The 24,536-nt window shown below is 59.0% G+C and carries 26 protein-coding genes; 10 read left to right on the forward strand and 16 right to left on the reverse strand.

Annotated features, from left to right (window positions below):
* A partial coding sequence (locus tag ACIOU6_RS13705; protein WP_401136995.1) for a DEAD/DEAH box helicase occupies positions 1–1,233 on the forward strand: 1,233 nt, incomplete at its 5' end.
* Positions 1,234–1,295: 62 nt separating this feature from the next.
* On the opposite strand, the gene ACIOU6_RS13710 is transcribed toward ACIOU6_RS13705, so the two are convergent.
* The 4 genes from ACIOU6_RS13710 to ACIOU6_RS13725 all read right to left on the reverse strand — a co-directional run bounded on the left by ACIOU6_RS13710 (position 1,296) and on the right by ACIOU6_RS13725 (position 4,056).
* Entirely contained in the window at positions 1,296–1,895 is a 600-nt protein-coding gene (locus ACIOU6_RS13710) for a hypothetical protein (protein ID WP_401136998.1), read from the reverse strand.
* 12 nt (positions 1,896–1,907) lie between these two features.
* On the reverse strand, positions 1,908–2,492 hold the full coding sequence (locus tag ACIOU6_RS13715; protein ID WP_401137001.1) for a papain-like cysteine protease family protein: 585 nt from the start codon (positions 2,490–2,492) through the stop codon (positions 1,908–1,910).
* Positions 2,493–2,770: 278 nt separating this feature from the next.
* Entirely contained in the window at positions 2,771–3,046 is a 276-nt protein-coding gene (locus tag ACIOU6_RS13720) for a hypothetical protein (protein WP_401137004.1), read from the reverse strand.
* A 269-nt stretch (positions 3,047–3,315) separates the two neighbouring features.
* Positions 3,316–4,056 carry a DUF899 domain-containing protein gene (locus tag ACIOU6_RS13725; RefSeq protein ID WP_401137007.1) on the reverse strand — a complete coding sequence of 247 codons (741 nt, stop codon included), beginning with the start codon at positions 4,054–4,056 and terminating at the stop codon, positions 3,316–3,318.
* A 175-nt stretch (positions 4,057–4,231) separates the two neighbouring features.
* Between ACIOU6_RS13725 and ACIOU6_RS13730 the strand changes: the two genes are divergently transcribed.
* The gene (locus tag ACIOU6_RS13730) at positions 4,232–4,624 is read left to right on the forward strand and encodes a transcriptional regulator (protein ID WP_401137010.1); all 393 of its coding nucleotides are present in this window, start codon (positions 4,232–4,234) and stop codon (positions 4,622–4,624) included.
* A gap of 113 nt (positions 4,625–4,737) precedes the next feature.
* Here ACIOU6_RS13730 and ACIOU6_RS13735 read toward each other — a convergent pair whose 3' ends face one another.
* The 3 genes from ACIOU6_RS13735 to ACIOU6_RS13745 form a co-directional block, all read right to left on the reverse strand.
* Complete coding sequence (locus ACIOU6_RS13735) at positions 4,738–5,607, reverse strand: DUF6279 family lipoprotein (RefSeq protein ID WP_221733695.1); 870 nt, start codon at positions 5,605–5,607, stop codon at positions 4,738–4,740.
* A gap of 77 nt (positions 5,608–5,684) precedes the next feature.
* Positions 5,685–6,401, reverse strand: coding sequence for a TorF family putative porin (locus tag ACIOU6_RS13740; RefSeq protein WP_401137014.1), 717 nt, complete (start codon positions 6,399–6,401; stop codon positions 5,685–5,687).
* 209 nt (positions 6,402–6,610) lie between these two features.
* Entirely contained in the window at positions 6,611–6,799 is a 189-nt protein-coding gene (locus ACIOU6_RS13745) for a hypothetical protein (protein ID WP_016985943.1), read from the reverse strand.
* Positions 6,800–7,139: 340 nt separating this feature from the next.
* On the opposite strand from ACIOU6_RS13745, the gene ACIOU6_RS13750 reads away from it, so the two are divergent.
* From ACIOU6_RS13750 to ACIOU6_RS13770, 5 genes are all read left to right on the forward strand, one after another.
* A complete protein-coding gene (locus ACIOU6_RS13750) occupies positions 7,140–7,976 on the forward strand; it encodes a S1 RNA-binding domain-containing protein (RefSeq protein WP_221733693.1) in 837 nt (278 codons plus the stop codon).
* 45 nt (positions 7,977–8,021) lie between these two features.
* Positions 8,022–8,426: a DUF2177 family protein gene (locus ACIOU6_RS13755; protein ID WP_221733692.1), complete on the forward strand. Its 405-nt coding sequence runs from the start codon at positions 8,022–8,024 to the stop codon at positions 8,424–8,426.
* A gap of 268 nt (positions 8,427–8,694) precedes the next feature.
* Positions 8,695–9,624 carry a DMT family transporter gene (locus ACIOU6_RS13760; protein ID WP_221733691.1) on the forward strand — a complete coding sequence of 310 codons (930 nt, stop codon included), beginning with the start codon at positions 8,695–8,697 and terminating at the stop codon, positions 9,622–9,624.
* Positions 9,625–9,631: 7 nt separating this feature from the next.
* Positions 9,632–9,823, forward strand: coding sequence for a hypothetical protein (locus tag ACIOU6_RS13765; RefSeq protein WP_401137024.1), 192 nt, complete (start codon positions 9,632–9,634; stop codon positions 9,821–9,823).
* A gap of 142 nt (positions 9,824–9,965) precedes the next feature.
* Complete coding sequence (locus tag ACIOU6_RS13770) at positions 9,966–10,094, forward strand: PA1414 family protein (protein WP_007914492.1); 129 nt, start codon at positions 9,966–9,968, stop codon at positions 10,092–10,094.
* Between the two features lie 89 nt (positions 10,095–10,183).
* On the opposite strand, the gene ACIOU6_RS13775 is transcribed toward ACIOU6_RS13770, so the two are convergent.
* The 6 genes from ACIOU6_RS13775 to speB all read right to left on the reverse strand — a co-directional run bounded on the left by ACIOU6_RS13775 (position 10,184) and on the right by speB (position 15,774).
* Positions 10,184–10,432, reverse strand: coding sequence for an acyl carrier protein (locus ACIOU6_RS13775; protein ID WP_401137027.1), 249 nt, complete (start codon positions 10,430–10,432; stop codon positions 10,184–10,186).
* A 43-nt stretch (positions 10,433–10,475) separates the two neighbouring features.
* Positions 10,476–11,201, reverse strand: coding sequence for an MBL fold metallo-hydrolase (locus ACIOU6_RS13780; RefSeq protein WP_401137030.1), 726 nt, complete (start codon positions 11,199–11,201; stop codon positions 10,476–10,478).
* An 85-nt stretch (positions 11,202–11,286) separates the two neighbouring features.
* Positions 11,287–12,666, reverse strand: coding sequence for a sodium:solute symporter (locus ACIOU6_RS13785; RefSeq protein ID WP_221733688.1), 1,380 nt, complete (start codon positions 12,664–12,666; stop codon positions 11,287–11,289).
* A 158-nt stretch (positions 12,667–12,824) separates the two neighbouring features.
* Complete coding sequence (locus tag ACIOU6_RS13790) at positions 12,825–14,336, reverse strand: cytosine permease (protein ID WP_221733687.1); 1,512 nt, start codon at positions 14,334–14,336, stop codon at positions 12,825–12,827.
* Positions 14,337–14,390: 54 nt separating this feature from the next.
* Complete coding sequence (locus ACIOU6_RS13795; RefSeq protein WP_221733686.1) at positions 14,391–14,813, reverse strand: nuclear transport factor 2 family protein; 423 nt, start codon at positions 14,811–14,813, stop codon at positions 14,391–14,393.
* Positions 14,814–14,823: 10 nt separating this feature from the next.
* Positions 14,824–15,774, reverse strand: a complete 951-nt coding sequence (gene speB, locus ACIOU6_RS13800; RefSeq protein ID WP_401137035.1) for an agmatinase — start codon at positions 15,772–15,774, stop codon at positions 14,824–14,826.
* Positions 15,775–16,089: 315 nt separating this feature from the next.
* On the opposite strand from speB, the gene ACIOU6_RS13805 reads away from it, so the two are divergent.
* Complete coding sequence (locus ACIOU6_RS13805) at positions 16,090–16,983, forward strand: LysR family transcriptional regulator (protein ID WP_090282283.1); 894 nt, start codon at positions 16,090–16,092, stop codon at positions 16,981–16,983.
* Between the two features lie 18 nt (positions 16,984–17,001).
* Complete coding sequence (locus ACIOU6_RS13810) at positions 17,002–17,598, forward strand: tRNA-uridine aminocarboxypropyltransferase (protein WP_401137039.1); 597 nt, start codon at positions 17,002–17,004, stop codon at positions 17,596–17,598.
* 122 nt (positions 17,599–17,720) lie between these two features.
* Here ACIOU6_RS13810 and ACIOU6_RS13815 read toward each other — a convergent pair whose 3' ends face one another.
* Genes ACIOU6_RS13815 through ACIOU6_RS13825 form a run of 3 tightly spaced genes read right to left on the reverse strand, consistent with a single transcriptional unit; the run spans position 17,721 to position 22,644 of the window.
* Positions 17,721–19,082, reverse strand: coding sequence for an HlyD family type I secretion periplasmic adaptor subunit (locus ACIOU6_RS13815; RefSeq protein WP_221733683.1), 1,362 nt, complete (start codon positions 19,080–19,082; stop codon positions 17,721–17,723).
* Between the two features lie 10 nt (positions 19,083–19,092).
* On the reverse strand, positions 19,093–21,252 hold the full coding sequence (locus ACIOU6_RS13820) for a type I secretion system permease/ATPase (protein WP_401137042.1): 2,160 nt from the start codon (positions 21,250–21,252) through the stop codon (positions 19,093–19,095).
* A gap of 33 nt (positions 21,253–21,285) precedes the next feature.
* The gene (locus ACIOU6_RS13825; RefSeq protein WP_221733681.1) at positions 21,286–22,644 is read right to left on the reverse strand and encodes a TolC family outer membrane protein; all 1,359 of its coding nucleotides are present in this window, start codon (positions 22,642–22,644) and stop codon (positions 21,286–21,288) included.
* Positions 22,645–23,177: 533 nt separating this feature from the next.
* On the opposite strand from ACIOU6_RS13825, the gene ACIOU6_RS13830 reads away from it, so the two are divergent.
* Positions 23,178–24,536: retention module-containing protein (locus ACIOU6_RS13830; RefSeq protein ID WP_401137045.1), on the forward strand; the 1,359-nt coding region annotated here is incomplete at its 3' end.

Genomic DNA, 24,536 nt, shown 5'->3' on the forward strand with positions numbered 1-24,536 from the left:
GGGCGTGACCTGCGGGTGACGGCGCAAACCGGTAGCGGCAAGACCGCCGCTTTCGTACTGCCGATCCTCAACCGCCTGATCGGCCCGGCCAAGGTCCGCGTCAGCATCAAAACGCTGATCCTGCTGCCGACCCGTGAACTGGCCCAGCAAACCCTGAAAGAAGTTGAGCGTTTTTCGCAGTTCACCTTCATCAAGTCCGGCCTGATCACCGGCGGTGAAGACTTCAAGGTGCAGGCCGCCATGCTGCGCAAGGTGCCGGACATCCTCATCGGCACCCCAGGCCGGATGATCGAGCAACTCAACGCCGGCAACCTCGATCTGAAAGAAGTTGAAGTGCTGGTTCTCGACGAAGCCGACCGCATGCTCGACATGGGTTTTGCCGAAGACGTGCAGCGTCTGGTCGATGAATGCCCGAACCGTCAGCAGACCATGCTGTTCTCCGCCACCACCGGCGGCTCCGGCCTGCGCGAGATGATCGCCAAGGTGCTGAACAACCCTGAGCACTTGCAGCTCAACGCGGTCAGCCAACTGAACTCGACGACCCGTCAGCAGATCATCACCGCTGACCACAACCAGCACAAAGAACAGATCGTGAACTGGCTGCTGGCCAACGAGACCTATCAGAAAGCAATCATCTTCACCAACACCCGCGCCATGGCCGACCGCATCTATGGTCGTCTGGTGGCTCAGGAATACAAGGCGTTCGTGCTGCACGGCGAGAAAGACCAGAAGGATCGCAAACTGGCGATCGATCGTCTGAAGCAGGGCGGGGTGAAGATTCTGGTAGCGACCGACGTCGCGGCCCGTGGTCTGGATGTCGATGGTCTGGATATGGTGATCAACTTCGACATGCCACGCAGCGGCGACGAATACGTACACCGCATTGGTCGTACCGGTCGTGCCGGTAACGACGGTCTGGCGATCTCGCTGATCTGCCATGGCGACTGGAACCTGATGTCGAGCATCGAGCGTTATCTGAAGCAGAGCTTCGAGCGCCGCACCGTCAAGGAAGTCAAAGGCACCTACGGCGGACCGAAAAAGGTCAAGGCCTCGGGTAAAGCGGTTGGCGTGAAGAAGAAAAAGACCGACGCCAAGGGCGACAAGAAGAAAACCGCCGCCAAGACGCCGACCAAGCGCAAGAGCGTCAATCGTCCGAAGCCGGACTCTCTGGTGAGCAGCGACGGCATGGCCCCGCTCAAGCGCCGCAAGCCGGCAGAGCCAGCGGCTGAGTAAGTCGTTTCAGGCGCACACAAAAAACCCGGACAGTGTCCGGGTTTTTTTACGGACGGGATTTGTCAGTTCCCGAGCTGCCCGCTGGTGTCGGCATCAAAACGTTGCTTTGCCGTGTCAGCGGCCGGCTTCAGCAGGGCGAGCAGCGCCGCCTCGCTGTACAACCGGGTGCCCGCCAGTTCTTTGGGCGTTGGATCGATTGGAATCAGCACATCTTCACCGTCGGCGTGCAGCCAGATCGCCACAACGTGCAGCGCTGAAACAAACAACACCCGCAGCTCAACGGTTTTACCCTGCAGTTGTGGTGACTGTTCGGCCAGTTTCAGCGCTCCGACAGTCGCGGCGGCGAGCGTCCCGTGGTTCAACGAGGCGAACTCGACGTGACCGCGTACATCGGCCAGTTGTGCATCGGCAATCGTCACGCCATCGGCGAACACCAAGTAATGCCAGTCGCCCACCTTGGCGTCTTTCAGCCCTTTGCCGGTGCTCAGGTCATCCAGACTCAATGAGTAGCCGCGATAGGCTTCGCTGAGGCTGATTTTCGCAGGTGCTGCATTGGCAAACTGGCGATTGGCGCCGAAGCCTTGGTTTTGCAGTGCGGCTTGCAGCGCCGGACGCAGTGTCTGAACGCCGTTGGAAGGCGCCTTTGGATAAGTCAGTTGCATGATGTCGCCCTCCTAGTTTTTGGCGGTGAAGTAAGTGTGGGTCCAGTTGCCGCCGCCGTTATACGAACCGGGGAAAGCGTTCAACGCACGGGTCGAATAGCCATAGATCGAGTCGGCGACCAGCACGTAGTTGCCGTTGGTGCCATAGATCGTCAGGAAGTGCGCACCGCCGCCGTACCAGGCACAGCGCAGGCCGACCGGACGGCCCATGTTGATCTGGTTCTGAATGGCCGACATCTGCAGCGAACCCTGATTCATGCCGTTGTAACTGCGCGTGGTGCGCAGGGCGGAATCCAGATAGCCGTAAACGTTGCACGGCCCCGGCTGATTGCAGCAGTTGCGATTCAGTTCCGAACTGGCGACACCGCACTGGGTCCAGGACCCGGTGCCGTAATAGTTGCCGACCGAAGCGGAAACGGCCGCCCAGCACCAGTTGGTCTGGGTCTGTTTCTGCATGCTGAAATTGAGGCTTCCAGTGGCGAGGGCGTTGATCTGTTCAGCCGCTTCGACTTCGACCAGTTGCGGGTCAAGCAAATGGCTGCTCAAGCACCTTGGCAGCGTTTCGCCGGTGAATCGGGTTGCTTCATTGGTTAACATTTTTTCAATCCTCCATGAGTGAAAACAAGCGTCCAGCTTGTGTGGTTGTAGCGGTGTTGCCGAGCGATCGGTGGTTAAAGGTTTTCATCTGCGATGAAAGGTGCCGATCTCCTTGCTCGAGGTAACCTTAGTTCGTGTATGCGTTTATGCAAGTAAATAAATGCATTGATGCATTTTCAGGGTCAAAAGATCGCAGCCTTCGGCAGCTCCTACAGGGATCGGTGTAGGCGCTGCCGAAGGCTCGGGCCGCGATCGGACGATCTTTTGACTTTGGTTTGTTAACCCTCGGTTTTCTTCTCGGCCGAATCCAGCTCTTTCAAGCGCTGATCGATCAACTGGCACTTGTCCGGCAGATCGGCGCTGGCCGTGCCCAGATCCATTTTCTGCAACTCGGCGTTGATCTCCCTGGCCTTGGCCGGGTTCTGTTCGGTGAGCTTCGCAACTTCCTTGGCCAGTTGTTCGCGTTTGGCGTTGGCTTCTTCCGGCGTGCAAGCCCAGACGGGCAGGGCGCAGGCGAGCGTGGCGGCGAGGGTGAGCTTGATCAGGGTTTTCATGGGGTAGGCCTTCGTTCCGGTTAAGTCGGGTTAACCGGTTGAGGAGCTTTTCAGGGATAAAGTTCAGCGCAACAAACGTGCTGAACCCATTGACTTGATCGGGTCGAAATTATCTGTTGGATGGTCACTATTTTGAGATCGCTGTTTATCTTCGATGATCAGAATGGCGCTCTTGCAGGGCCGTAGCGATTAGCAATTCCGATAACAAATCTGCCCTGTTCTTTAAGTAAACAGCGGATGGCCATGGGCCCCCGCTTTGGCTATTTTGTTCAACCTTCTTTCCCATGACAGCATTCAGACTTGATTGCCGACTCATACCGATCATGATGCCGCACCCACTCCATGATCTCGTCTTCATTCCTGCCCTTGGGCGTCAGATCGAGGTAGTTGTAGGCGCCCACCAACATGTCCAGCCCACGGGCATACGTTGAGTAAGTGTGGAAAATCCCACCTTTATCATCGCGATAAAACACGCTCAGCCCCGGCATTTCCTCCTCGGCGCTGTCAGTCTTTTCGTAGTTGTAGGTAGCCTTGCCGGCCTCGGCGTCTTCAGCTCGGGCACATACGCCAAAATCGTAGTTGAAATCGGAATCGTCTGACGACACCCAGTCAAACTTCCAGCCCATGCGCCGTTTAAAGTCCTGAAATTCGTTGAACGGGGCGTGGGAAACTGCGACCACGGCAATATCGTGATGGGCCAGATGCAGATTGGCGCCGTCAATGTGATCGCTCAGAAACGAGCAGCCTGGGCAGCCTTCCTCCCAGTCCTTGGCGAACATGAAGTGGTAGACGACCAATTGGCTGTTCTTGCCGAACAGGTCAGCCAGTTTCAATTCGCCGTCCGGGCCTTGAAAGTGGTAGTCCTTGTCGATTCTCACCCAAGGCAATGCGCGACGTTCGGCGCTGAGGCGGTCGCGCTCCCTGGTGAAGGCTTTTTCGTGATCGAGGTGTTGCCTACGGGCGGCGAGCCATTCTTCGCGCGATACCACCGGATGATTCTCAACGTTCATGATGATTTCTCCTGCGGGGTTGAAACCGTCTGTTTCAGACTAGTCGTTTAAACCTTGAAGAATTCGACAGACCGCCGGTCGGTCGCATGGGAAAACGTGGCTGAACGGCTACGATCCGCTTGGGTCACAACCTATGAACGCGCCAAAATTCACGCGCACCGGAGGTTGAATCAGGATGACGACTTATAACTGGGGTTTGATTGAGCGCTTGCTGCATGAAGCGCAGAACAGCGCTGGCCATAGCTTCACGCCACGGCCTTATGCCGAACAGGAAGCGGCGCAGACTGCAGCACAAGGTGAGCCGGTAGAGAATCTGGATCATCTGAAAACGTTGGCTTGCGAGTATGAAAAGTTGTTGCTGGATCGCGGTTATTTCGAGCCACGGCCCGAGGATCAGGGCGGCAATGGCGAAAACTTCATTTTGACTCCGCGTGGTTCGAGCCTGCTGAGCCTGATCGACAGCAGCATTCCCGGCAACGATCATCCACGGCAGGTGCTGGATGAACAGGAAGACGCGCTGGATGAAGCGACGTTTGATGAGGTGGCTTCCAAGGCTCAGATTGCCTGATAGCCTTTGTGGGAGCGGGCTTGCTCGCGAATGCGGTGTGTCATTCACCCTTTACGTGTCTGATACACCGCCTTCGCGAGCAAGCCCGCTCCCACATTGGTTTGACGTCTGACTCAAGGTTTTTGTGCGGCCTTGAGGCATTTGAGGTCATTGAAGTCTTTACGCACCCCTTCGATTTTCTTGAGCAACCGCTGACGCTGCTGCGGTGTGCTCTCGGCCATCAGGTCCACCGCCAGCGAGCGCGCTTGCGCTTCGGTGTTCGCATAGGCCTTCTGGTAATCCGTTGTCCATAAACGCTCGCGGTTGACCAGAAGTGTCTCGATTCGCTGTGGGAATTCGGCACTTTTACGCTGGGCAACGGCGTTACTGAACTGCTGCTGCCAGTGAGCGCGGTTGGCGATCCATTGGGTGTTCTGGTCGCCCAGCGCGGTCGACCACGCCATTACCCGCTGTTCTTGAGTGACGCTCAAGGGCCCGAGCCAGTCGTTGAGGCGTTTGACCATGCGTGCGCCGCGTTCGGCGATCTGCTGGGCAAGCGGCGGGTTCAAATATTCCCGCTGGCGTTTACGCAAATCCTTGGCAAATGCGTCGTTCATTTCCGCGACCTGTTTGTCATCCAAGCCTTGCAGCAACTCGATGGCTGACGGAGTGATTTCCCGTGCGGTTTGAGCAATCGCCTGCTTGGCTTCTTCCGTGCGTGTCTGCAGCGCTGTGTCGGTCACCTGATTGTTTTCAACCATCGTTTGCAGGCGGTCGAGCCAGTCCAGATACTCTGGCAATTGCGTGCTGCAGTGCCAGCTCAGGTGTTCTTTGAGGCGTTCGTTGAACCAGCCTTTCTGCTCGCCGTTCATGTCCAGGTAGTCGCTGAGCGTCCACGGGATGATCACGTCGAGGTTGCGATAAGCCAGGCCGACGCGGCTGCAGGCGCCGAGGGCAAGGGTGAAGATCAAGAGGGTAGCGATATGTTTGAACCAGCGAGACATGGGCGAATCCTTGCGATAGCCAGCCTTGGGGATCTGATTCTTATGTGAACGCACAATGAACCCGGCAGTTCAGCCGATCAATAGAATGCGTGCTCGGCCTTGAGTGTGACGAGGCCGTCGCACTGGCTGTTGTGTCCGGAGTAGGCCGAGCAATCGCTGCCGCTGAGGCTGGAGTTGCTGTAGATCAGGTTGAGATCGACGCCCATTAACGGCCGGGACAGTTTCACCGACCAATCGGTAAAGTTGCTGACATAACCGCCGTCCACCGCCACCGGTGTATTCAGTTGGTGGGTGGTGTATTTCATGCTGACGCCGATGCCGAACGGTTGGTTGCCGCCAAGATCGGCAAACAACGTGTTGTTCTGTTTGTCCGGGTCGTGGCTCAGGGCGATGCCGAAACGGCTGCCGAGCAGGGTCAGGCCACCGAACAGTTCCTGGCTGTCGAGTGTGTCTACCTCGGGATAGCTGTAGTGGATCATCCCGATTTCATAGCCGAGGGTTTGATCGAAAGGTTGTTTAAAACCGACATAGGAATCGATTTCGAGATTCTTGCCCGGCGTGATGCCCATGCTCGGCGCGTACTGGCCGAAATACAGGCCACTGTCGTGGCTGAGGTCGAGCCCGCCATGAAACGAGCCCGCGGCCGCCGGTTTGACCAGGCCTTGGGCCATGCTGCGGCTGGGTGTGGTGTCGAGTTTCAGGTCGAAGTCACCAAGTTCACGCTGGAAAACCTGCGCATGCACAGCTGTGCAAGCCATCAGGCTTAAGAGCAATAAACAGGATGATTTGCGCATGCGTCACTCCATGAACAGCGAGCGCAGGGCGGCGGGCCTGCTGAAACGCTTGATCCAGACGCGTGCAAGGATACCGGCGAATGATCGGCATTGATGGCCGTTCGTCGATTTTTGAGTATTTGTTTGTTTTAAACGGGGGGAGTATTGCGTGGTGCCAGTCCAGACGCTTCGAAGCTCAAAGCGCCTCTGGACGGGGGTAAAACCGGGTGTTACTTCTTGCCCAGGCTGATCTGCTTGGACGGGCCGAACGTCTGGCCGCTGACGCCTTTGGCAATTTGCTGAATCTCGCCGCCAGACTTGAGGAACGCGGCGATTTGATCGTTGATCGATTCGCTGGTTTCAACGGCTGGAGCTGGCTTTGCTTTGCTGGTGGATGCTTTTACACGCATGGCGGCCATTAACCTGTAGAAAAGTAACTCGGCCAGGCATCGTACAGGAATAACTTGACAATAGCTTGTTAAATATCCCCCGGAATAACCCATCCCGTGACGGCATTACGCTCGATTCAATACTCGGAATAATCGTCTAACCTGCTGTTTTAAATAACATCATTTATATTTTGCCGTGCTGTGGCGGTCTCCCGTAAGGCGCAAAACCGGCCTGACGAGCGGCAACCCGCTTATCCGGGGCCAAGGAAAATCAAGGCTTTGCGCAGATTTTACTGAAACCTGGGAATCTGCCGGCCAACGTTCACGGCAAAACGGGTAGAATGCCGCCCACGCAATGAGGGTTCTGGAAATGGCTTTAGTCGGGCGTTACAACAGTTTGCAAGTGGTTAAACACACTAACTTCGGTTTATATCTGGACGGCGGTGCCGATGGCGAGATTCTTTTGCCCAACCGTTATATCCCTAAAGATATTCCCAGCGAAGATGAAGACTGGCTCAACGTTTTTGTTTATCTGGACAGCGAAGACAAACTTCTCGCTACTACAGAAAAACCAAAAGTTCAGGTGGGAGAATTTGCCAGTCTGAAAGTTGTTGAAGTCAACAGCATCGGTGTGTTCCTCGATTGGGGGCTGCCGAAGGATCTGTTGCTGCCGTATTCCGAAGAAAAGCGTCAGATGACGGCGGGCGAGTATTGCGTGGTGCACGTCTACCTCGACAAACACACCCGTCGTATCACCGCCACCGCGCGGCTGGATCGCTATCTCGACAAGACCCCGGCCAACTACAGCCAGGGCCAGGAAGTTGATCTGCTGGTCGCCGAAGCCACCGATATGGGCTTCAAGGCGATCATCAACAACAAGCACTGGGGTTTGATCCACAAGAACGAAATCTTCAAGTTCATGCGCGCCGGCATGATCGAGAAAGGCTTCATCAAGGAAGTGCGCGCCGACGGCAAGATCAGCCTGAGCCTGCAACCGGTTGGCCAGGAAGCGGCCAGCAGCCTGAACTCGAAAATCCTCGCCAAGTTGCGCGAGAACGCCGGCACATTGCCGGTCAGCGACAAGAGCGATCCGGTGTTGATCACTAGCCTGTTTGGCGTCAGCAAAGGCAACTTCAAGAAGGCTATCGGTTCGCTGTACAAGGAAGGCAAGATCGTCATTCATGCCGATCGCATTGAACTAACCTGAGCCTTGCGTGGCCCATGTTTCATGGGCTTACTTGAGGTCGGTTAAATGAAAAAAGCGCTGATTGCCTATGTCGCCACGCTGGTGACGTTTCTGTTGCTCGACGGTATTTGGCTCGGCCTGCTGATGGCGCCGACCTATCGTGAGTTGCTCGGTACCCTGATGCTCGAAAAACCGCTGCTGGTTCCGGCAGCGGTTTTTTATTGCCTGTACGTTTTCGGGTGTGTGGTGTTTGTGGTGTTGCCGGCATCGAGTTGGCAGCGGGCAGCGAAGATGGGCGCGTTGTTGGGGCTCGTGGCGTATGGCACGTATGACCTGACCAATTGGGCGACATTGCGTGGGTGGTCGGTGCAGGTGACGTTGATGGATTGGGCGTGGGGGACGTTTGCCACGGCTGTGGCGTGTACTGTTGGTTTCCTGGCGGCGAAGCGACTGGACAGGTCTGGTCTGTAGTATTTGTTGAAAGAACCGGCCTCTTCGCGGGCAAGCCCGCTCCCACAGGGACCGATGTCGTGCGCAAATTCTGAGCTCGACGCCGAATCCTGTGGGAGCGAGCCTGCTCGCGATGGATGGCGCAGCCATCCGCCATTCCCCCGGTGACGTTACTGACGCCTCCAGAGTCTTTTCCGGACGGCTTTTTCTGCCTGACTGATTGATAATCCCCGATTCTGATTTTTGCCCATTGGATGGCTGCCATGTTGTGTGTGTTCGAGGTGTTGCGGTGAGTGCCGAGCGGCGCAATGCCGACCGTTTTGCCTTGCAGGTGATGATCGGCCTGTGTCTGATCTGGGGCGTGCAGCAAGTGATGATCAAGTGGGCTGCACCGGATATCGCGCCGGTGATGCAGGCGGCGGGGCGGTCAGGGATTTCCGCGTTGCTTGTAGGCTTGCTCATCTGCTGGAAGGGTGGCTGGGATCAGGTCGGCAGCACTTGGCGCGGCGGTTTGCTGGCCGGTGCACTGTTCGGCCTGGAGTTCTTCTTTATCAGCGAAGGTTTGCAACTGACCACCGCTGCGCACATGTCGGTGTTCCTCTACACCGCGCCGATCTTCACCGCGCTGGGCGTGCATTTTCTGTTGGCCAGTGAGCGTCTGCGGCCCTTGCAGTGGCTGGGGATTGTGTTGGCATTCATCGGCATTGCGCTGGCCTTCGCCGGCGGTGTGTCGTGGGATAACATCGACCGTCGTATGTTGCTGGGCGATGCCTTCGGTGTGTTGGCCGGCGCCTGTTGGGGGGCGACCACCGTGGTGGTGCGCGCCTCGCGATTGTCGGACGCTCCGGTGACGCTGACCCTGTTCTATCAGTTGATCGTCGGCTTCATCGGCCTGTTGTTGATCGCGTTGTTCAGCGGCCAGATCACCCATGTCAGCCTGACCTCCGTGGCGGTGGCCAGTGTGCTGTTCCAGGGGCTGGTGGTGTCGTTCTTCAGTTATCTGGTGTGGTTCTGGCTATTGCGCCGTTATCTGGCGGCGAATCTGGCGGTGTTCTCATTCATGACGCCGCTGTTCGGGGTCACCTTCGGTGTGTTGCTGCTCGGCGAGCGACTGAGCCTGAACTTCGTCATCGGCGCGGTACTGGTGTTGCTCGGCATCACTTTCGTCAGCGCTGAGCAGTGGTTGCGTCGCCGTTTGCGCAAAGCGCTCGGCCAGTAGTAGTCGATTGCATCGCCAGGCCATCGCTGAGTTGGCCGGCGGCGCGGTGAGGAACCAGCCGCTGGCCGAAGCGTTCGAGGGTGCGACAACATGGCTCATGTGGCGCAAGGGCAGGGTGGGCGCCAATCTCAATGCATGGATTGAAGTGCAGCAGGCCGTCTATCCTGCGGCTCTGGCTGAAACCCGCGAAACGACTTGAACCGACGGCAATGGATTCTGTTCTATTCAGTAACAGATCATTGCGGATTAGGCCGAGCATTGCGCAGGACTTCGGACTATTATCAGTGCGAGGCGACCTCAGAATTCCGGTCGCTCGGCACCACCCTGAAGGGGGCATTACGATGAAAGAGAAAATTCAGAATTGGCTGCATGATTTGGGTGTGGCCCTCGGCTTGATCGAACCGCCTCTGCAACCGGTACCGATTCGCACAGACGACGAACAGCGTCGGCGTCAGCAGCGTCGGCGGTAATGCCCCATTAATCGATCGAGAGATCGCAGCCTTCGGTAGCTCCCACACAAAACGGTGTGGGACCTGCCGAAGGCTGCGATCTTTTGCATTCAGTGCCGCGCGATCATCAGTAAAAACCGGCTCAAGTCATTCGCGGTCCTCGCAGTTTTGAGCAGGTGATCTTCTTCGGCGGTGAATGCCGTCAGTCCGAATTCATCCTCCAGATGAAAAATCAGATCCTCGATATCCGCTTTCTCCAGTCCCAATTGCACCAGACTGGTGTGGTCATCGAATTCGCGGTTTTCCAGCAGTCGGCGGATGAACCGATGCACGGCAGCACGCACGGCAGCTCTTCTCATGGCAGGCAGTTCTAGTCGTTGTTCTGCTTGATTACAGCAGGCCTCACTGATGTTGGCGCAACCATTCGTCAATCATCGAACGCAAATGCTCACCGGAAAAACTGCCGAAGTGTCCACCATGCACGGTACGGATCGGCAACGCCTGCAAACGTCGCAGACTGGTGGCGTAATCGTCCAGATTCGAATGGTAGGCATCTTCGATCAGCGGCCCGTCGTAAATGATGTCGCCGCTGAACAGTGTTTGTGTCGTGGCTTCAAACAGGCTGATCCCGCCCGGCGAATGCCCCGGCGTGTGCAGCACCTGCAACGTGCGGTTGCCCAGATCCAGCACATCCCCGTCTTCGACAAACCCGGTCGCCGGTGCCGCTTTGACGCGGTATTCGGCGTAGCACAGCGGGCAATCCGGGTGTGCTTCGAACATGTCGTCGCCGACGAAGGCACGGCTCAAATCGTTTTCACCATCCGGCGCGGCAAGGATGTCGGCCTCGGCAGGGTGCACCAGCCGCTCGGCAAACTCGTGATGGCCTGCGATGTGGTCGAAATGGCAATGGCTGGCCACGGCCACCAGTGGCCGCTCGGTCAGCCATGGCAGTTGCTCGCGCAGGCTGACCAGCCCTGAACCGCTGTCGAGCAACAGATCCTTATCGCGGCCCTGAACGTGCCACAGGTTGCAGCGGTAGAACGGGCGGATGTACGGCTCGTGAATCAGGCGGATGCTGTCACTCAGGGTTTGCACTTCGAACCACTGATCGCGAGAAACAATCTTCATCAGTACATTCCTTAAAACGAAAAAAACGGGTGTGGCAACCGACGCCACACCCGTCGAAGAAAGCATCAAGTCGTTACATCAAAGCTTATAGCGCACTCGCCACCATCGCAGGGCGGCGCGAGAACAGGCTGACCAGCACGAAACTCACCAGGCTGATACCCAGGCTGTAATAGATCGGCGAATTGGCGTCCATCCCGTCCTTGAACATGAAGATCAATGAGGTGGCGAAACCCAGGGTCATCGCGCTGATCGCGCCAGCGGTGGTCGCGCGTTTCCAGAAAATCGCCCCCATCAATGGAATCAGCATGCCGCCGACCAGAAGGTTGTAGGCCAGGGTCAGGGCACTGATGACGTCATTGACCACTAACGCGATGCCCAGCACCGCAACGCCGGTCAACAGAGTAAACAGGCGGCTGACGGCCACGTTGGACTGTTTGCCGCCGCGCAGTTTCGGCAGCAGGTCTTCTGTCAGCGTGGTGGACGCGGCGAGCAGGCCGGCGCTGGCGGTGGACATCATCGCAGCCAGTGCTGCGGCGATCACCAGACCCCGGATGCCGTCCGGCAGCGAGACTTTGACGATGGCGGCGAAGGCGTTGTTGACGTTATCCAGATCCGGGATCAGGACGTGTGCAGCCATGCCGATCAGGGCGCAGACCAGGCCGTAGATGATGCAATAGATGCCGGCCGAAGTGCCGGCGTACTTCGCGACTTTCTCGCTTCTGGCGGTGAACACGCGCTGCCAGATGTCCTGACCGATCAGGATGCCGAAGAAGTAGATCATGAAGTAGGTAATGATCGTGTCCCAGCCGATGCTGGTGAAGCTGAAGCTGGCGGCCGGCAATTGCGCCACCAGTTGATCCCAGCCACCGACCCGGTACAGGCAGATCGGCAGCAGCAGGAACATCAGGCCGACGGTCTGGATCGCGAACTGGACGATGTCGGTCAGGGTCAGCGACCACATACCGCCGATGGTCGAATAGATCACGACGATGCCGCCACCCAGCAGCACGGACATCCAGAACGGCAGGCCGAACAGCACTTGCAACACGGTGCCAATCGCCAGGATTGAGGTCACGCCGATCATCAAGGCGTAGGCCAGCATGATGGTGGCGCTGGCGGTACGAGCCATCGGGTTGTAGCGTTTTTCCAGCACCTGGGTGACGGTAAACACTTTCAGTTTCAGCAGCGGCTTGGCGAGGAACAGGTTCAGCGCAACGATGCCGCAACCCAGTGCTGCGCAAAGCCAGAACCCGGAAATACCGTGCACATAACCCAAACGCACGGTACCCACGGTGGACGCGCCACCCAGTACAGTCGCGGCCATGGTGCCCATGTACAGACTTGGGCCCAGGTTACGACCGGCGACCAGATAGTCTTCGTGGGTCTTGGCTTTGCGCATGCCGTAATAGCCCAGAATCAGCATCGCGGCGGCGTAGATGAGTACGACGATTAAATCCAAAGCCATGATGGCGTGTCTCCGATTGTCTTTTTTATGTGAGGCTGGAATCGATTTGCCCTTGTGGGAGCGGGCTTGCTCGCGAAGGCGTCGGCACATTCAACAGTGATGTGACTGACAAATCGCTTTCGCGAGCAAGCCCGCTCCCGCAGGGGTTATGTGTTTCTTCAGGCGGCCTGGCGCAACGACGCTTTAGCCGGCGTGTTTGCGCCCTGGCTTCGGGCATCCTGCGGGCCGAACACTTCGCGCGGTTCGGGGAACAGGCGCAGTAGCGTCAGGTACACCACCGAAGCCAGGCCGAGGGTGACCGGCAGGCTGATGTCGATGCCGCCGGCCATTTCACCCAGCGGGCCGACGAACTGTCCCGGCAGGTTGACGAAGCACAGGCCGACCGCCGCGCTCGGGATCCACGCGCCCAGACCACGCCAGTTCCAGCCGTGCGTGAACCAGTAGCGTCCGCCTTGCTCGCCGCGCGTGAACACTTGCAGGTCGTCCGGGCAGTAGAAGCCGCGACGCACCAGCAGGCCGATGATCATGATCACCATCCACGGGGTGGTGCAGGTGATGATCAGCACAGCGAAGGTCGACACGCTCTGCACCAGGTTCGCCGCAAAGCGCCCGATGAAGATGAAGGCAATCGACAGCACGCCGATCAGCAACGTCGCTTTTACGCGTGACAGCACTCTTGGGAACACGCTGGACATGTCCAGCCCGGTGCCATACAGCGACGTGGTGCCGGTGGACATGCCGCCGATCACCGCAATCAGGCACACCGGCAGGAAGAACCAACTCGGCGACACTGCCAGCAGACCGCCCACATAGTTGTTCGCCGCGATGTAGTCCGGCGCTTTGATCGCGACGATGGTCGCGGTGGCCAGGCCGAACAGGAACGGGATGAACGTAGCGATCTGCGACAGCACCACCGCCGCCATGATCCGCTGCTTGGAGGTGTCACGCGGGATGTAGCGCGACCAGTCGCCGAGGAACGCGCCGAAGGAAATCGGGTTGCTCATGGCCACCAGCGCGGCGCCGATGAACGCGGCCCAGAAGCCGGGCTGACCGAGGCTGACCGTGCCGGCGTATTGCGCGTCGAAAGGAGCGGCGAAAGCGAAGGCGCCCAGCAGAAACAGCAGGCTGGCGCTCCACACCGCGATCTTGTTCACCCACAGCAAAAAGCGGAAGCCATAGATGCACACGGTCAGTACCAGGATCGCGAACAGGCCGTAGGCCAATCCCAGGGTCAGGTCGGTTTCCGGCAAGCCTATCAAGCGTTTCGCACCGCCAATCAGCGCATCCCCCGAACTCCACACCGAGAGCGAGAAGAAGGCGATGGCGGTCAGCAGCGACAGGAACGAGCCGACGATCCGCCCGTGTACGCCGAAATGCGCACCGGACGACACGGCATTGTTGGTGCCATTGAGCGGGCCGAACAAGCCCATCGGTGCGAGGATCAGTGAGCCGAGCAACACGCCCGCGACAATCGCCCAGACGCCGGCCTGAAACGACAGACCGAACAGCACCGGGAAACTGCCGAGCACGGCGGTGGCAAAGGTATTGGAACCGCCGAAGATCATCCGGAACAAATCCGTCGGGCCTGCGGTGCGTTCGTTGTCCGGGATCTGTTCGACCCCGTGGGTTTCAATTTGCGTAAGGCTTTGGTCGTTGTTGTTGTTATTCATGATCTGCTCCGATCATAAAGGCGCGCGCATCGTGCGTGAGCGTCACCTGTTTGGCTAAGGGGATGGCAGCCCTTCCGGCATTGCGGATAAATGTTCATGACAGGCCAGCCAAAGGCCTTGTTGTTCTAGGCTCGACGCTTGTTTCTTGAAAACAATCGTCTCGCGCTCCTGGCTGAAGTGTTGCTCCCCTTGCATGCGCAGCTCGGTGGCCACGTCATGGATGAAAATCGCCACGTCACCTTGCAGGCTGACGAAGGCGTTGCTCGACGTGCACGAGAGCACTTCGAAGCCATCCTCGGCGCGCCAGTTGTCCCACAACGCCTGATAGGCGTCGCGCGACAGCAGCGGCTGTTGGAGGGTGTAGAACACGAAACTCGCATCAGCGCTGAACGCGCCGAAGTAAGCCTCGCGATCATTACGGGCGAAGGCGCATACCAGCTCGGCGGCCGCTTTCAGAACCTGATCACGTTCGTTCATGGCCAAACCCTCAGCGGTGGACCACGCCAGGCAGTACGCAGAGCATTTCGTACAGCAGGTTGGCGGCCAGCAGCGAGGTGTTACCGGTGGTGTCGTAAGCGGGCGAGACTTCTACCAGATCGCAACCGATCAGGTCGAGGTCTTGGCAGCCGCGAACGATTTCAATCGCCTGAATGGTCGTCAGACCGCCGATTTCCGGGGTGCCGGTGCCAGGCGCCCAGGCCGGATCGATGCCGTCGATGTCAAAGCTCAGGTACACCGGACCGCCGCCGACTTTCTCACGCACTTCGGCCATCAGCGGCGCCAGCGACTTGTGCCAGCACTCTTCGGCCTGTACCACGCGGAAACCCTGATCGCGGCTCCAGTTGAAGTCATCAGCGGTGTAACCCTGAGCGCGCAAACCAATCTGCACGACACGATCGCAGTCCAAAAGACCTTCTTCGACGGCGCGACGGAAGGTGGTGCCGTGGGCGATTTTCTCGCCGAACATGTGATCGTTGACGTCAGCGTGGGCGTCGATGTGTACCAGACCGACCTTGCCGTGTTTCTTGTGGATGGCACGCAGGATCGGCAGGGTGATGGTGTGGTCGCCACCCAGGGTCATCGGGATGACGTTGTGCTCGAGGATGTTGTCGTAGGCTTCTTCGATGATGCGCACGGCGTCGAGCAGGTTGAAGGTGTTGATCGCCACGTCACCGATGTCGGCCACCGACAGCGAGTCGAACGGCGCGGCGCCGGTGGCCATGTTGTACGGGCGGATCATTACCGATTCGGTGCGGATTTCACGTGGCCCGAAGCGGGTGCCGGGGCGCAGCGATGTGCCGATGTCCAGCGGCACGCCAACGAAGGCAACGTCCAGGCCGGCAGCGGTCGGTACATGGGGGAGTCGGAGCATGGTGGCGATGCCGCCGAAGCGCGGCATTTCGTTGCCGCCCAGTGGTTGGTGAAGAATTTTGTCCACGGGTAGGGCCTCATCGTCTTTGTTTTATTTATGTCGGCGCGCCGGCAGGCGGGCACCGTTGTGGGCCGATTCTGCGAAATGCAGGGGTGGGGAAGAATCGCTACGGGCAAATACTTAGTTCAGATTTTTCTAAACTAACGGCGAGGCTGAAGATAGACTCGTTGTCGTTCACCGGGGTGAACATGGCGCCTCAGTGGGAGCGGGCTTGCTCGCGAATACGGTGTGTCAGGCAACGTGGATGTTGGCTGGCCCGACGCTTTCGCGAGCAAGCCCGTTCCCACATTTAAGGCGTTTCGACAGGAACATGGAGTAGACATGGCCAACGCTTTACCCGACCTGAAACTGTTGCGCATCTTCGTCAGCGTGGTGCGTCATCAGGGTTTCGCCAACGCGCAGCAGGAACTCAACCTGTCGACCTCGGCGATCAGCACCTACATGAGCCAGCTCGAAGCCGCGCTCGGTCTGGTGCTGTGTCATCGCGGCCGTGGCGGCTTCAGCCTGACCAGCAAGGGTGAGCTGTTCCATCAGGAAACCCTGCGCCTGCTCGGCGAACTTGAAGGTTTCGAGCAGTACGCCGCCGCGCTCAAGGGTGAGCTGCGCGGCACGCTCAACCTGGGGGTGATCGACTCCACCGTCAGCGACAAAGCGCTGCCGTTCGCCGAAGCCATCGGCGCCTACAGCCAGGAACACCCGGCGGTGCATTTGCACCTGTCGGTGATGAGCCCTTACGAACTGCAACTCGGCGTGCAGGACAACCGCCTCGATCTGGCGATCGGCGCGTTCTCGACGCGCATGAGCGGTCTGGTCTACATGCCGCTGTACCGCGAGCAGCACTGGCTGTATTGCAGCAGCCGTCACCCGTTGTTCAACGAGCGGCGCATTCCCGAGCAAGTCATCACTCAGCAACGCATGGTCGGTCGCGGCTACTGGAGCCAGGCGGAACTGGCACGTCACGGCTTCAAACACAGCGCCGCCACCGTGGAAAGTATGGAAGCACAGCTGATTCTGGTGCTGTCCGGCGCCTACATCGGTTATCTGCCGGAACACTACGCTCAGGCCTGGGCCGACAAGGGCGATTTACGCGTGTTGCTGCCGGCGACTTTCGGTTATCAGGCGCCGTTTTCGATGATCATGCGCCGTGGCCGTAGCCGTGAGCCGTTGATTCAGACGTTCCGCGATTTGCTCAAAGCCCAGCTCAATCAGGCATAGCTCGAAGGAAAAAGAAATATGTCCAGACCCCAGTGCCCGCGCTGCCTGCGCCCACAAACCCATTGCCTGTGTGCGCTGATTCCGCGTCTCGACAGCCGCACGCGGGTGCTGTTGTTGCAGCATCCGAGTGAGGTCAATCATGCGTTGAACACGGCACGGCTGGCGGCGCTGGGTTTGACCAATGCCGAGCTGATCGTGGGTGAGGTGTTTGAGGATTTGCCGACCCTGTTGAATCAACCGGGGTATCAGGCGCGGTTGTTGTTTCCCGCCGAAGATGCGCAGCCGATGCAGGCTTATGGTGAGTCCGATCAACCGCTGTTGCTGGTGGTGCCGGACGGCACCTGGCGCAAGGCACGCAAAATGCTCCATCTCAATCCGCTGCTGGCGGCGTTGCCACGGGTGACGCTGGCAGAGGGCGGGGTGTCGCGCTATCGGTTGCGCAAGGCCCCGGGGCCGGGAGCCTTGTCGACGGTTGAGGCGATTGTGCAGGCGTTGCACACGCTGGAGGCGCCGACCTCTTTCGAACCGTTGCTCAAGCCGTTTGAAGCGTTGATCGAGGGGCAGATAGCGGCGATGGGGGAAGAGACCTTTCAGAAGAACCATGGCGAAAGATAGGTGTTGATAATGCCGGCCTCTTCGCGAGCAAGCCCGCTCCCACAGGGGGAACGCATTCCAAAATGTGGAAGCGGGCTTGCTCGCGAAAGCGTTAGAACAATCACCGCAAATCTCAAAAATGACTAGCGTTCGCGCATCGCCTCGGTTCGGGCCTTGAGCACTGGTTTGAGCAGGTAATCCAGCACACTTTTCTCCCCGGTAATGATGTCCACCGTCGCCACCATCCCCGGGATGATCAGCAGGGGTTTCACATCCCCGCCCAAATGATTTTTATCGGTACGCACCTGAATCAGATAGAAGCTGTTGCCCTTGTCATCAGTGATGGTATCGGCGCCGATCAGCTCCAGTTTCGCACTGAGCCCACCGTAGATCGTGTAGTCATAAGCGCTGAACTTGACCATGGCTTTCTGACCCGGATGGAGGAACGCGACGTCTTGCGGACGCACCTTGGCCTCGATCAGCAGGTTGTCTTCCAGTGGCACGATTTCCAACATGTCGCTGCCCGGTTGGACCACGCCGCCGATGGTGTTGACCTTCAATTGCTTGATCACCCCGTGTACCGGTGAGGTCACGGTGGTGCGGCTGACGCGGTCGTCGATGGCGATGCTGGTTGCAGTGATTTTCGACAGGTCGGTGCGTTTTTCATTCAGCTCTTTGGCGGCTTCCGAGCGGAAGGTCTGCTCCGATTCGTCGATCTTGCTGCGGATCTCGGCAATCGCCGATTCCGCACGGGGAATCGCCAGCGTCGTCGCATTCAGCGAACCACGGATTTCCACCGCACTACGCTTGAGCCGCAGAATCTCCACGGGCGATACCGCGCCGGCCTTGACCAGTGGCTCGGACATGTTCATCTCTTGTTGCAGTAATGACAGGCTTGAACTGAATTGGCCTTGCTTGGAGCGGAACTCCGCCAGTTCCTGAGTTTTCTGCCGCAACTGTTCGCTCAAGGTGCGCTGTTCGCTGGCCAGTCGCCGCTGGCGTTGTTCGTACAGCGAGCGCTCGTCTTCGGCCACTTGCGGGGCCTTGGCGATGACCTCTTCGGAGAGTTTGAAGGGCCGACCTTCCGATTCCGCGGCCAACCGTTCGACCTGTGCGGTCAATGCATAACGGTCGACTTCGCTTTCGCCCTTGTTCGATAAAAATCGCGTGTCATCCAGACGCAACAGGGTGTCGCCCTTGTTTACCATCTGGCCTTCGCGGACGAAAATCTCGGTGACGATGCCGCCCTCAAGGTTTTGAATCACCTGGACCTTGCTCGACGGAATCGCCTTGCCTTCGCCCATGGTCACTTCTTCAAGCACCGCAAACTTGGCCCAGACCAGCGCGCTGATCAGCAACCCCGCTGCCAGCCACACGGTAATCCGCGACCAGCGCGGCGAATCCTGCAACGAGGCGCCGGCGGTTTCCGGCATGAAATCGGCTTCGGCACTTTTGCCGAAACTGTCGAAGTAGCCGCGTGATTTGCTATCTGAAGAAGCAGACATGGGGCAACTCCTAGACCGCCGCCGAGCCGACACGGCCCTTGCGCAGTGCATCGATGACCGCTTCTTTCGGACCGTCGGCGACGATCCGGCCGTTGTCCAGTACCAGCAGCCGGTCCACCAGGCTCAGCATCGAGGTGCGGTGGGTGACCAGCAGCAGGGTTTTGCCTTGTACCCAGTTGTGCAGTTTCTGACGCAGAAGGTCCTCACTGCTGTTGTCCATGGCGCTGGTCGGTTCGTCGAGCAGCATGATGGGCGGGTCGAGCAGCAATGCCCGAGCGAGTAATACGGCCTGGCGTTGACCGCCGGACAGCAACTGCCCGCGCTCGCCCACCGGGCGGTCAAAACCCTGCGGATGCTGACGGGCGAGTTCGGTGACACCGGTCAGTTCGGCCACTTCAAGCATCCGTGAATCGCTGACGTAGCGCGCGCCAAGGGTCAGGTTGTCGCGCAGGCTGCCCGCCAGCAGCGGCAGGTCATGGGCGACGTAACCGATCTGCTGGCGCAGGTCGGCGACATCCAGTTGCCGCAGGTCAAGGCCGTCGAGCAGCAACTGGCCTTCCTCCGGTTCGTAGAACCCCATCACCAGCCGCGCCAGGGTGCTTTTGCCTGAGCCGCTACGGCCAATGATGCCGACCCGTTCTCCGGGCTTCAGGCTGAAAGTGACGTTGCTCAGGGCCGGCGCATTCTGGCCGTTGTAGTGAAACGTCACACCACTGACGTCCAGTGCGCCTTGCAGTTGCGTACGCTCCAGCGGTCGCTGTTTGGCGTCGCGCTCCTGTGGCAGCGACATCAGCGCGTCGGTGCTTTTCATGGTCAGTTGCGCTTGCTGGTAGCGAGTGATCAGCCCGGCAATCTGCCCCAGCGGTGCGAGTACGCGGCTGCCGAGCATGTAGGTTGCCACCAGCGCCCCGACACTGAGGTTGCCGGCGATGATGCTGTAGACCCCGGCGACAATCGTCGCCATCCCCGAGAACTGCTGAATGAACAGCGTGCCGTTGGTCGCCAGCGCCGAGAGGTTGCGCGCATGGCTGTCGAGGCGGGTGAGGGCGCCGTGTGTGCTTTCCCATTTGTGCTGGCGCTCGCTTTCGGCGCTGCAAGCCTTGAGGGTTTCCAGACCGCCGAGGGTTTCGATCAGCAGCGCTTGACGCTCAGCGCCCAGGCTCAGGCTTTTTTGCACCGTGTCGCGCAGACGCACCTGAATGACCATCGCGAAGACGATGGTGATGGGGAAGGCCAGCAGCGGGATCATCACCAGCCAACCACCCAGCAGGCCGATGACCACCAGCATCAACACCACGAAGGGCAGATCGATCAGGCTGGTCAGGGTCACCGCCGTAAGAAATTCGCGCAGGCCCTGGAAGTCATGAATGCTCTGGGCAAAACCGCCGATGGTCGCCGGCCGAGCCTTCATCGACATGCCGGTGATGCGCTCGAATAAAGTCGCGGAAAGGATCACATCGGTTTTCTTGCCGGCGGTATCGAGCAGGTGCGCGCGCACCACCCGTAATACCAGTTCGAAACCGGTGCCGATCAGCAGACCGATCGACAACACCCACAGGGTCGAGGTGGCCTGATTGGGCACCACGCGGTCGTAGGTCTGCATGACGAACAGCGGCACCATCAGGCCTAAAAGGTTGATCAGGAAACTGGCGAGAATTGCATCGCTGTACAACCATTTCGACAGCTTCAGGGTGTCGCGAAACCACGCATGCACCCGTGGCACCAGCGGTGAGCGCAGGTCTTCGAGTTCATGCCGAGGCCGGGCGAACAAGGCCTGGCCACTGTAGTGTTCGCTGAGCTCTTCGCGGCTGACCCATTGCTCGCCGCCATCGGCTTCACTGGGCAAAATCAGCGCTTTGCCGTCGTCGCCGAAACGCCGCAACACGGCGGTGCGACCGTCGTTGAGCAGCAACAGAAGCGGCAGGTTCAGCGGCGAAATGTCGTTCAGGTCTCGCCGCAACAACCGTGCCTGTAACCCGGCCCGGGCGGCGGCGCGGGGCAGCAGATCCAGGCTCAGGCGTTGTTTGTTCAGCGGCAGACCGGCACTCAGGCTGGCGCGACTGACCGTCGCGCCATGGAGTTTGCAGAGGATCAACAGACCGTCGAGTAACGGATCATCGAAGCTCAGCCGCGGATCGACCCCGGAATGGCCGGGTTCCATGCTGGTCATATTGATCGTTCCCCTGTTACCGCTTCATTGGGCTTATTTCAGTTCAGGCAAGCGCGCTTCGTTTTTCACCTCGGTCGCAGCGATCGCGTCGGCAGGCAGCACCACCCGTTGTTTGCTCAGCAACTGACCCATGTTCGCCAGCACGCGGTACATAGAGTATTCCTCGGTGTAACGGATTTCGGTGTAGCGGCGGTTGGCGTTGTAAAGCTCGTTTTCACTGTCGAGCAAGTCGAGCAGGGTGCGTTGGCCGAGGCCGAACTGGTCCTGATACGCGGCGCGCACGCGTTTGGTGGTTTCGGCGTATTCGCGGGCGGTCGGGGTTTGTTTCTTGGCGTTGACCATGGCATTCCAGGCCAGGTGAATGTTCTCGTTGAGCTGGCGCAGGGCGTTGTTGCGGATGTCCATGGCCTGATTGATCTGGTGTGCATCGGAGGCCAGTCGTGCCTTGTCGCTGCCGCCGCGGAACAGGTTGTAGTTCATCACCACGCCCACGCGCCATTCGTTGTCGTGGCCCTGGTCACCCTGCACGTTGTTGTTCGCGCCCACTGCCGCTTCCGCGTCGAAGCGAGGGTAGAACGGCGATTTGGCCACTTCGTACTGGCTCTCGGCCGACTGCACATCGGCCTGTGCGGATTTCAGATACGGGTTGTTCTCGACCATGCTCTGCTGGGCTTCCGGCAGGGTGGTGGGCAACTCGCCGCGGGTCGATGCCGGCGCTTCCAGCTCATCGGGCATGCGCCCGACCACGCTGTAGAAATTCGATTCGGCGTCGGCCAGATCGACCTCAGCGGTATCGAGGTTGTTTTGCGCCAGTGCCTTACGGGCACCCGACTGGTCGGAGTCGGCGGTGCTACCGACGCCGCGCTCGGTGCGCAGGCCAATCTGGTCGTTTACACGCAAGTGCGCCTGCAGGTTGTTGCGGGCCAGGGTCACCAGTTCGCGGCGCTTGAGCACTTCGAGGTAAACCTCGATGGTGCGCAGAGCCAGATCCTGAGCGGTGCCCTGCGCGTAGTAAGCACGCGAGTTGGACACGCCTTTGGTGCGTTCAACCTCGTTGGCGGTGTTGAAACCGTCGAAGAGCATCTGCCGCAGCCGCAATTCGGACTGCGTGTAGTTGAGGATCGACGTGTGGTGGTTACCCAGCGCCCGGGTATTGGTGTTGTCGCTGTAGCCGCGCCCGTAGGAGGCGTTCAAATCGACGGACGGGTAGAAACCGCCCTTGGCGACTTTGATTTGTTCATCCGCAGCCAGGCGTGCATCCACGCGTGAAGCCAGTTCCGGGTGGGTGGCGATGGTACTTTGGATCGCCTCGGTGAGGTTCATGGCCTGAGCTTGAGAAGTGCAAGCCATGGCCAGCAAAACCGCGCTGCAGAGGGGGGTTAGAACGCGCATGGGTGCATCTCCCTGATTCCTGATGGTGTCTTACTGTCGCCAAAAATTTGGCGGTATTTTTAGCTATAGGCGTTTCACTCTTGTAACAACAGAGCTAAGAACATCCTGAAGCGTAGCTAAGAAAAAATTTTCATAAGGCTTATGCCGAAAAAAACTTATGCGCTTTGTAAAAACCGGCACATTGTTCAGGTCGAAAGCCTTTGTTTTATGTGCTTTAGGGAGCGCGAAAAGGCTTGAGGAAAGTTCCATTCACTTTGCGACATACGGCGAAGTACTGCTGAAGGGGAGGGACGCGTAGCGGTTGATGGGCGACAGATTTTTGTCACCTTGGTGATTCACCACCGTTACGTAGCGTTAGTCGGTGTGCTGCTTCAATCAGGATTCACAAGTGTTTGATAGCACTGAAGTTTCCGCTTGAGGCGTCACCGGCCAAACGAACTGTCGAGGGTGCGAGCGTCGCCCCGGCAACCCGATTGAGCCATGGGCTGCTTCGCGAACCAGTGCCGACGGTGGTCGGCAGCGGAGGAATTCACATGGCAACGCTCATTGGTATCGTCACTAAAGTCATTGGTCAGGTTTTCGCGCAAGGTAATGACGGCACTCGTCGCGCCTTGGTCGAGGGCGACCGCTTGTTTGCTGGCGATCAACTGATCACCGGGGCCGAAGGCGCCGTCGCCGTTCATCTGCAAAATGGCCAGGACTTGACCCTGGGCCGCGACAGCAGCCTGACCATGACCGGCCAATTGCTCGCCGATCAGGCCGCCCATGTGAACGCGCCGGAGGCTGTGACCCCGAGCGAAGCGCAACTGACCGACGTCGAGCAGATCCAGAAAGCCATCGCCGCGGGTGACGACCCGACCAAAACCGCTGAAGCCACCGCCGCTGGCCCCAACGCCCCGGGCGATACCGGTGGAGCAGTGGGCGGCGGGCACAGTTTTGTCTTGCTGACGGAAGTCGGCGGGCGGGTTGATCCGATCATCGGTTTCCCCACTGCCGGGTTCAATGGCATTCCCGAATTTCCCGAAGTACGCCAAAACGCTGTGATCGATAACGGCGATGGCACGCCCGCGCCTGTCGTGCCGCCCGTCAACAACCTTGTGACCCTCACCGGCCTCGCCGTGCCCGGGGGCGAACTGACCCTCAACGAAGCCAATCTTCCAGACGGCTCGGCGGCCAACGCTGGCGCGCTGACCCAAAACGGAAGCTTCACGGTAACGGCACCGGACGGTTTGAACAGTCTGAACATCGGCGGCATCAACGTGATCAGCGGTGGGGTGGCCGTCGGTTTCCCGCAGTCGATCACCACGCAATTGGGCAACACCCTGACTATCACCGGTTACAACGCGGCGACCGGCGTGGTCAGTTACAGCTACACCCTCAATGGCAACGACACCCACGCGACGGGTGGCGGCGCCAATAGTCTCAGCGAACAGTTCACCGTGATCGCTGGCGACAGCAATGGCGATACCGCGACCGGTACGCTGGACATCAACATCATCGACGACGTGCCCAAAGCGTTCGATGACAGCAACGCGTCGACCGCCTCGGAAACCTTGCTCACGCTGACTGGCAACGTCCTGACCAACGACGTGCAAGGCGCCGACCGTGTACCCACCGGGCCGGTGACGGCCGGTACATTCACCGGCACCTATGGCACGTTGGTATTGAACGCCAACGGCACCTACACCTACACGCTGAACACCAGTGACGCCGACTTCAAAGCCTTGCACGGCGGCGGCAACGGCACCGAAACCTTCGCCTACACCATCACCGATTCGGACGGTGACACCAGCACTGCGAATCTGGTTTTGCAGATCCACAACAACGACGACCCGGTGATCATCAACGGCTTGAACGTTGAGGGCGGGGAGTTGACGGTTTACGAGAAAAAC

Origin of the sequence: Pseudomonas sp. NPDC087615 (genome assembly GCF_044743445.1) — a bacterium.
Lineage (GTDB): Bacteria > Pseudomonadota > Gammaproteobacteria > Pseudomonadales > Pseudomonadaceae > Aquipseudomonas > Aquipseudomonas baetica_A.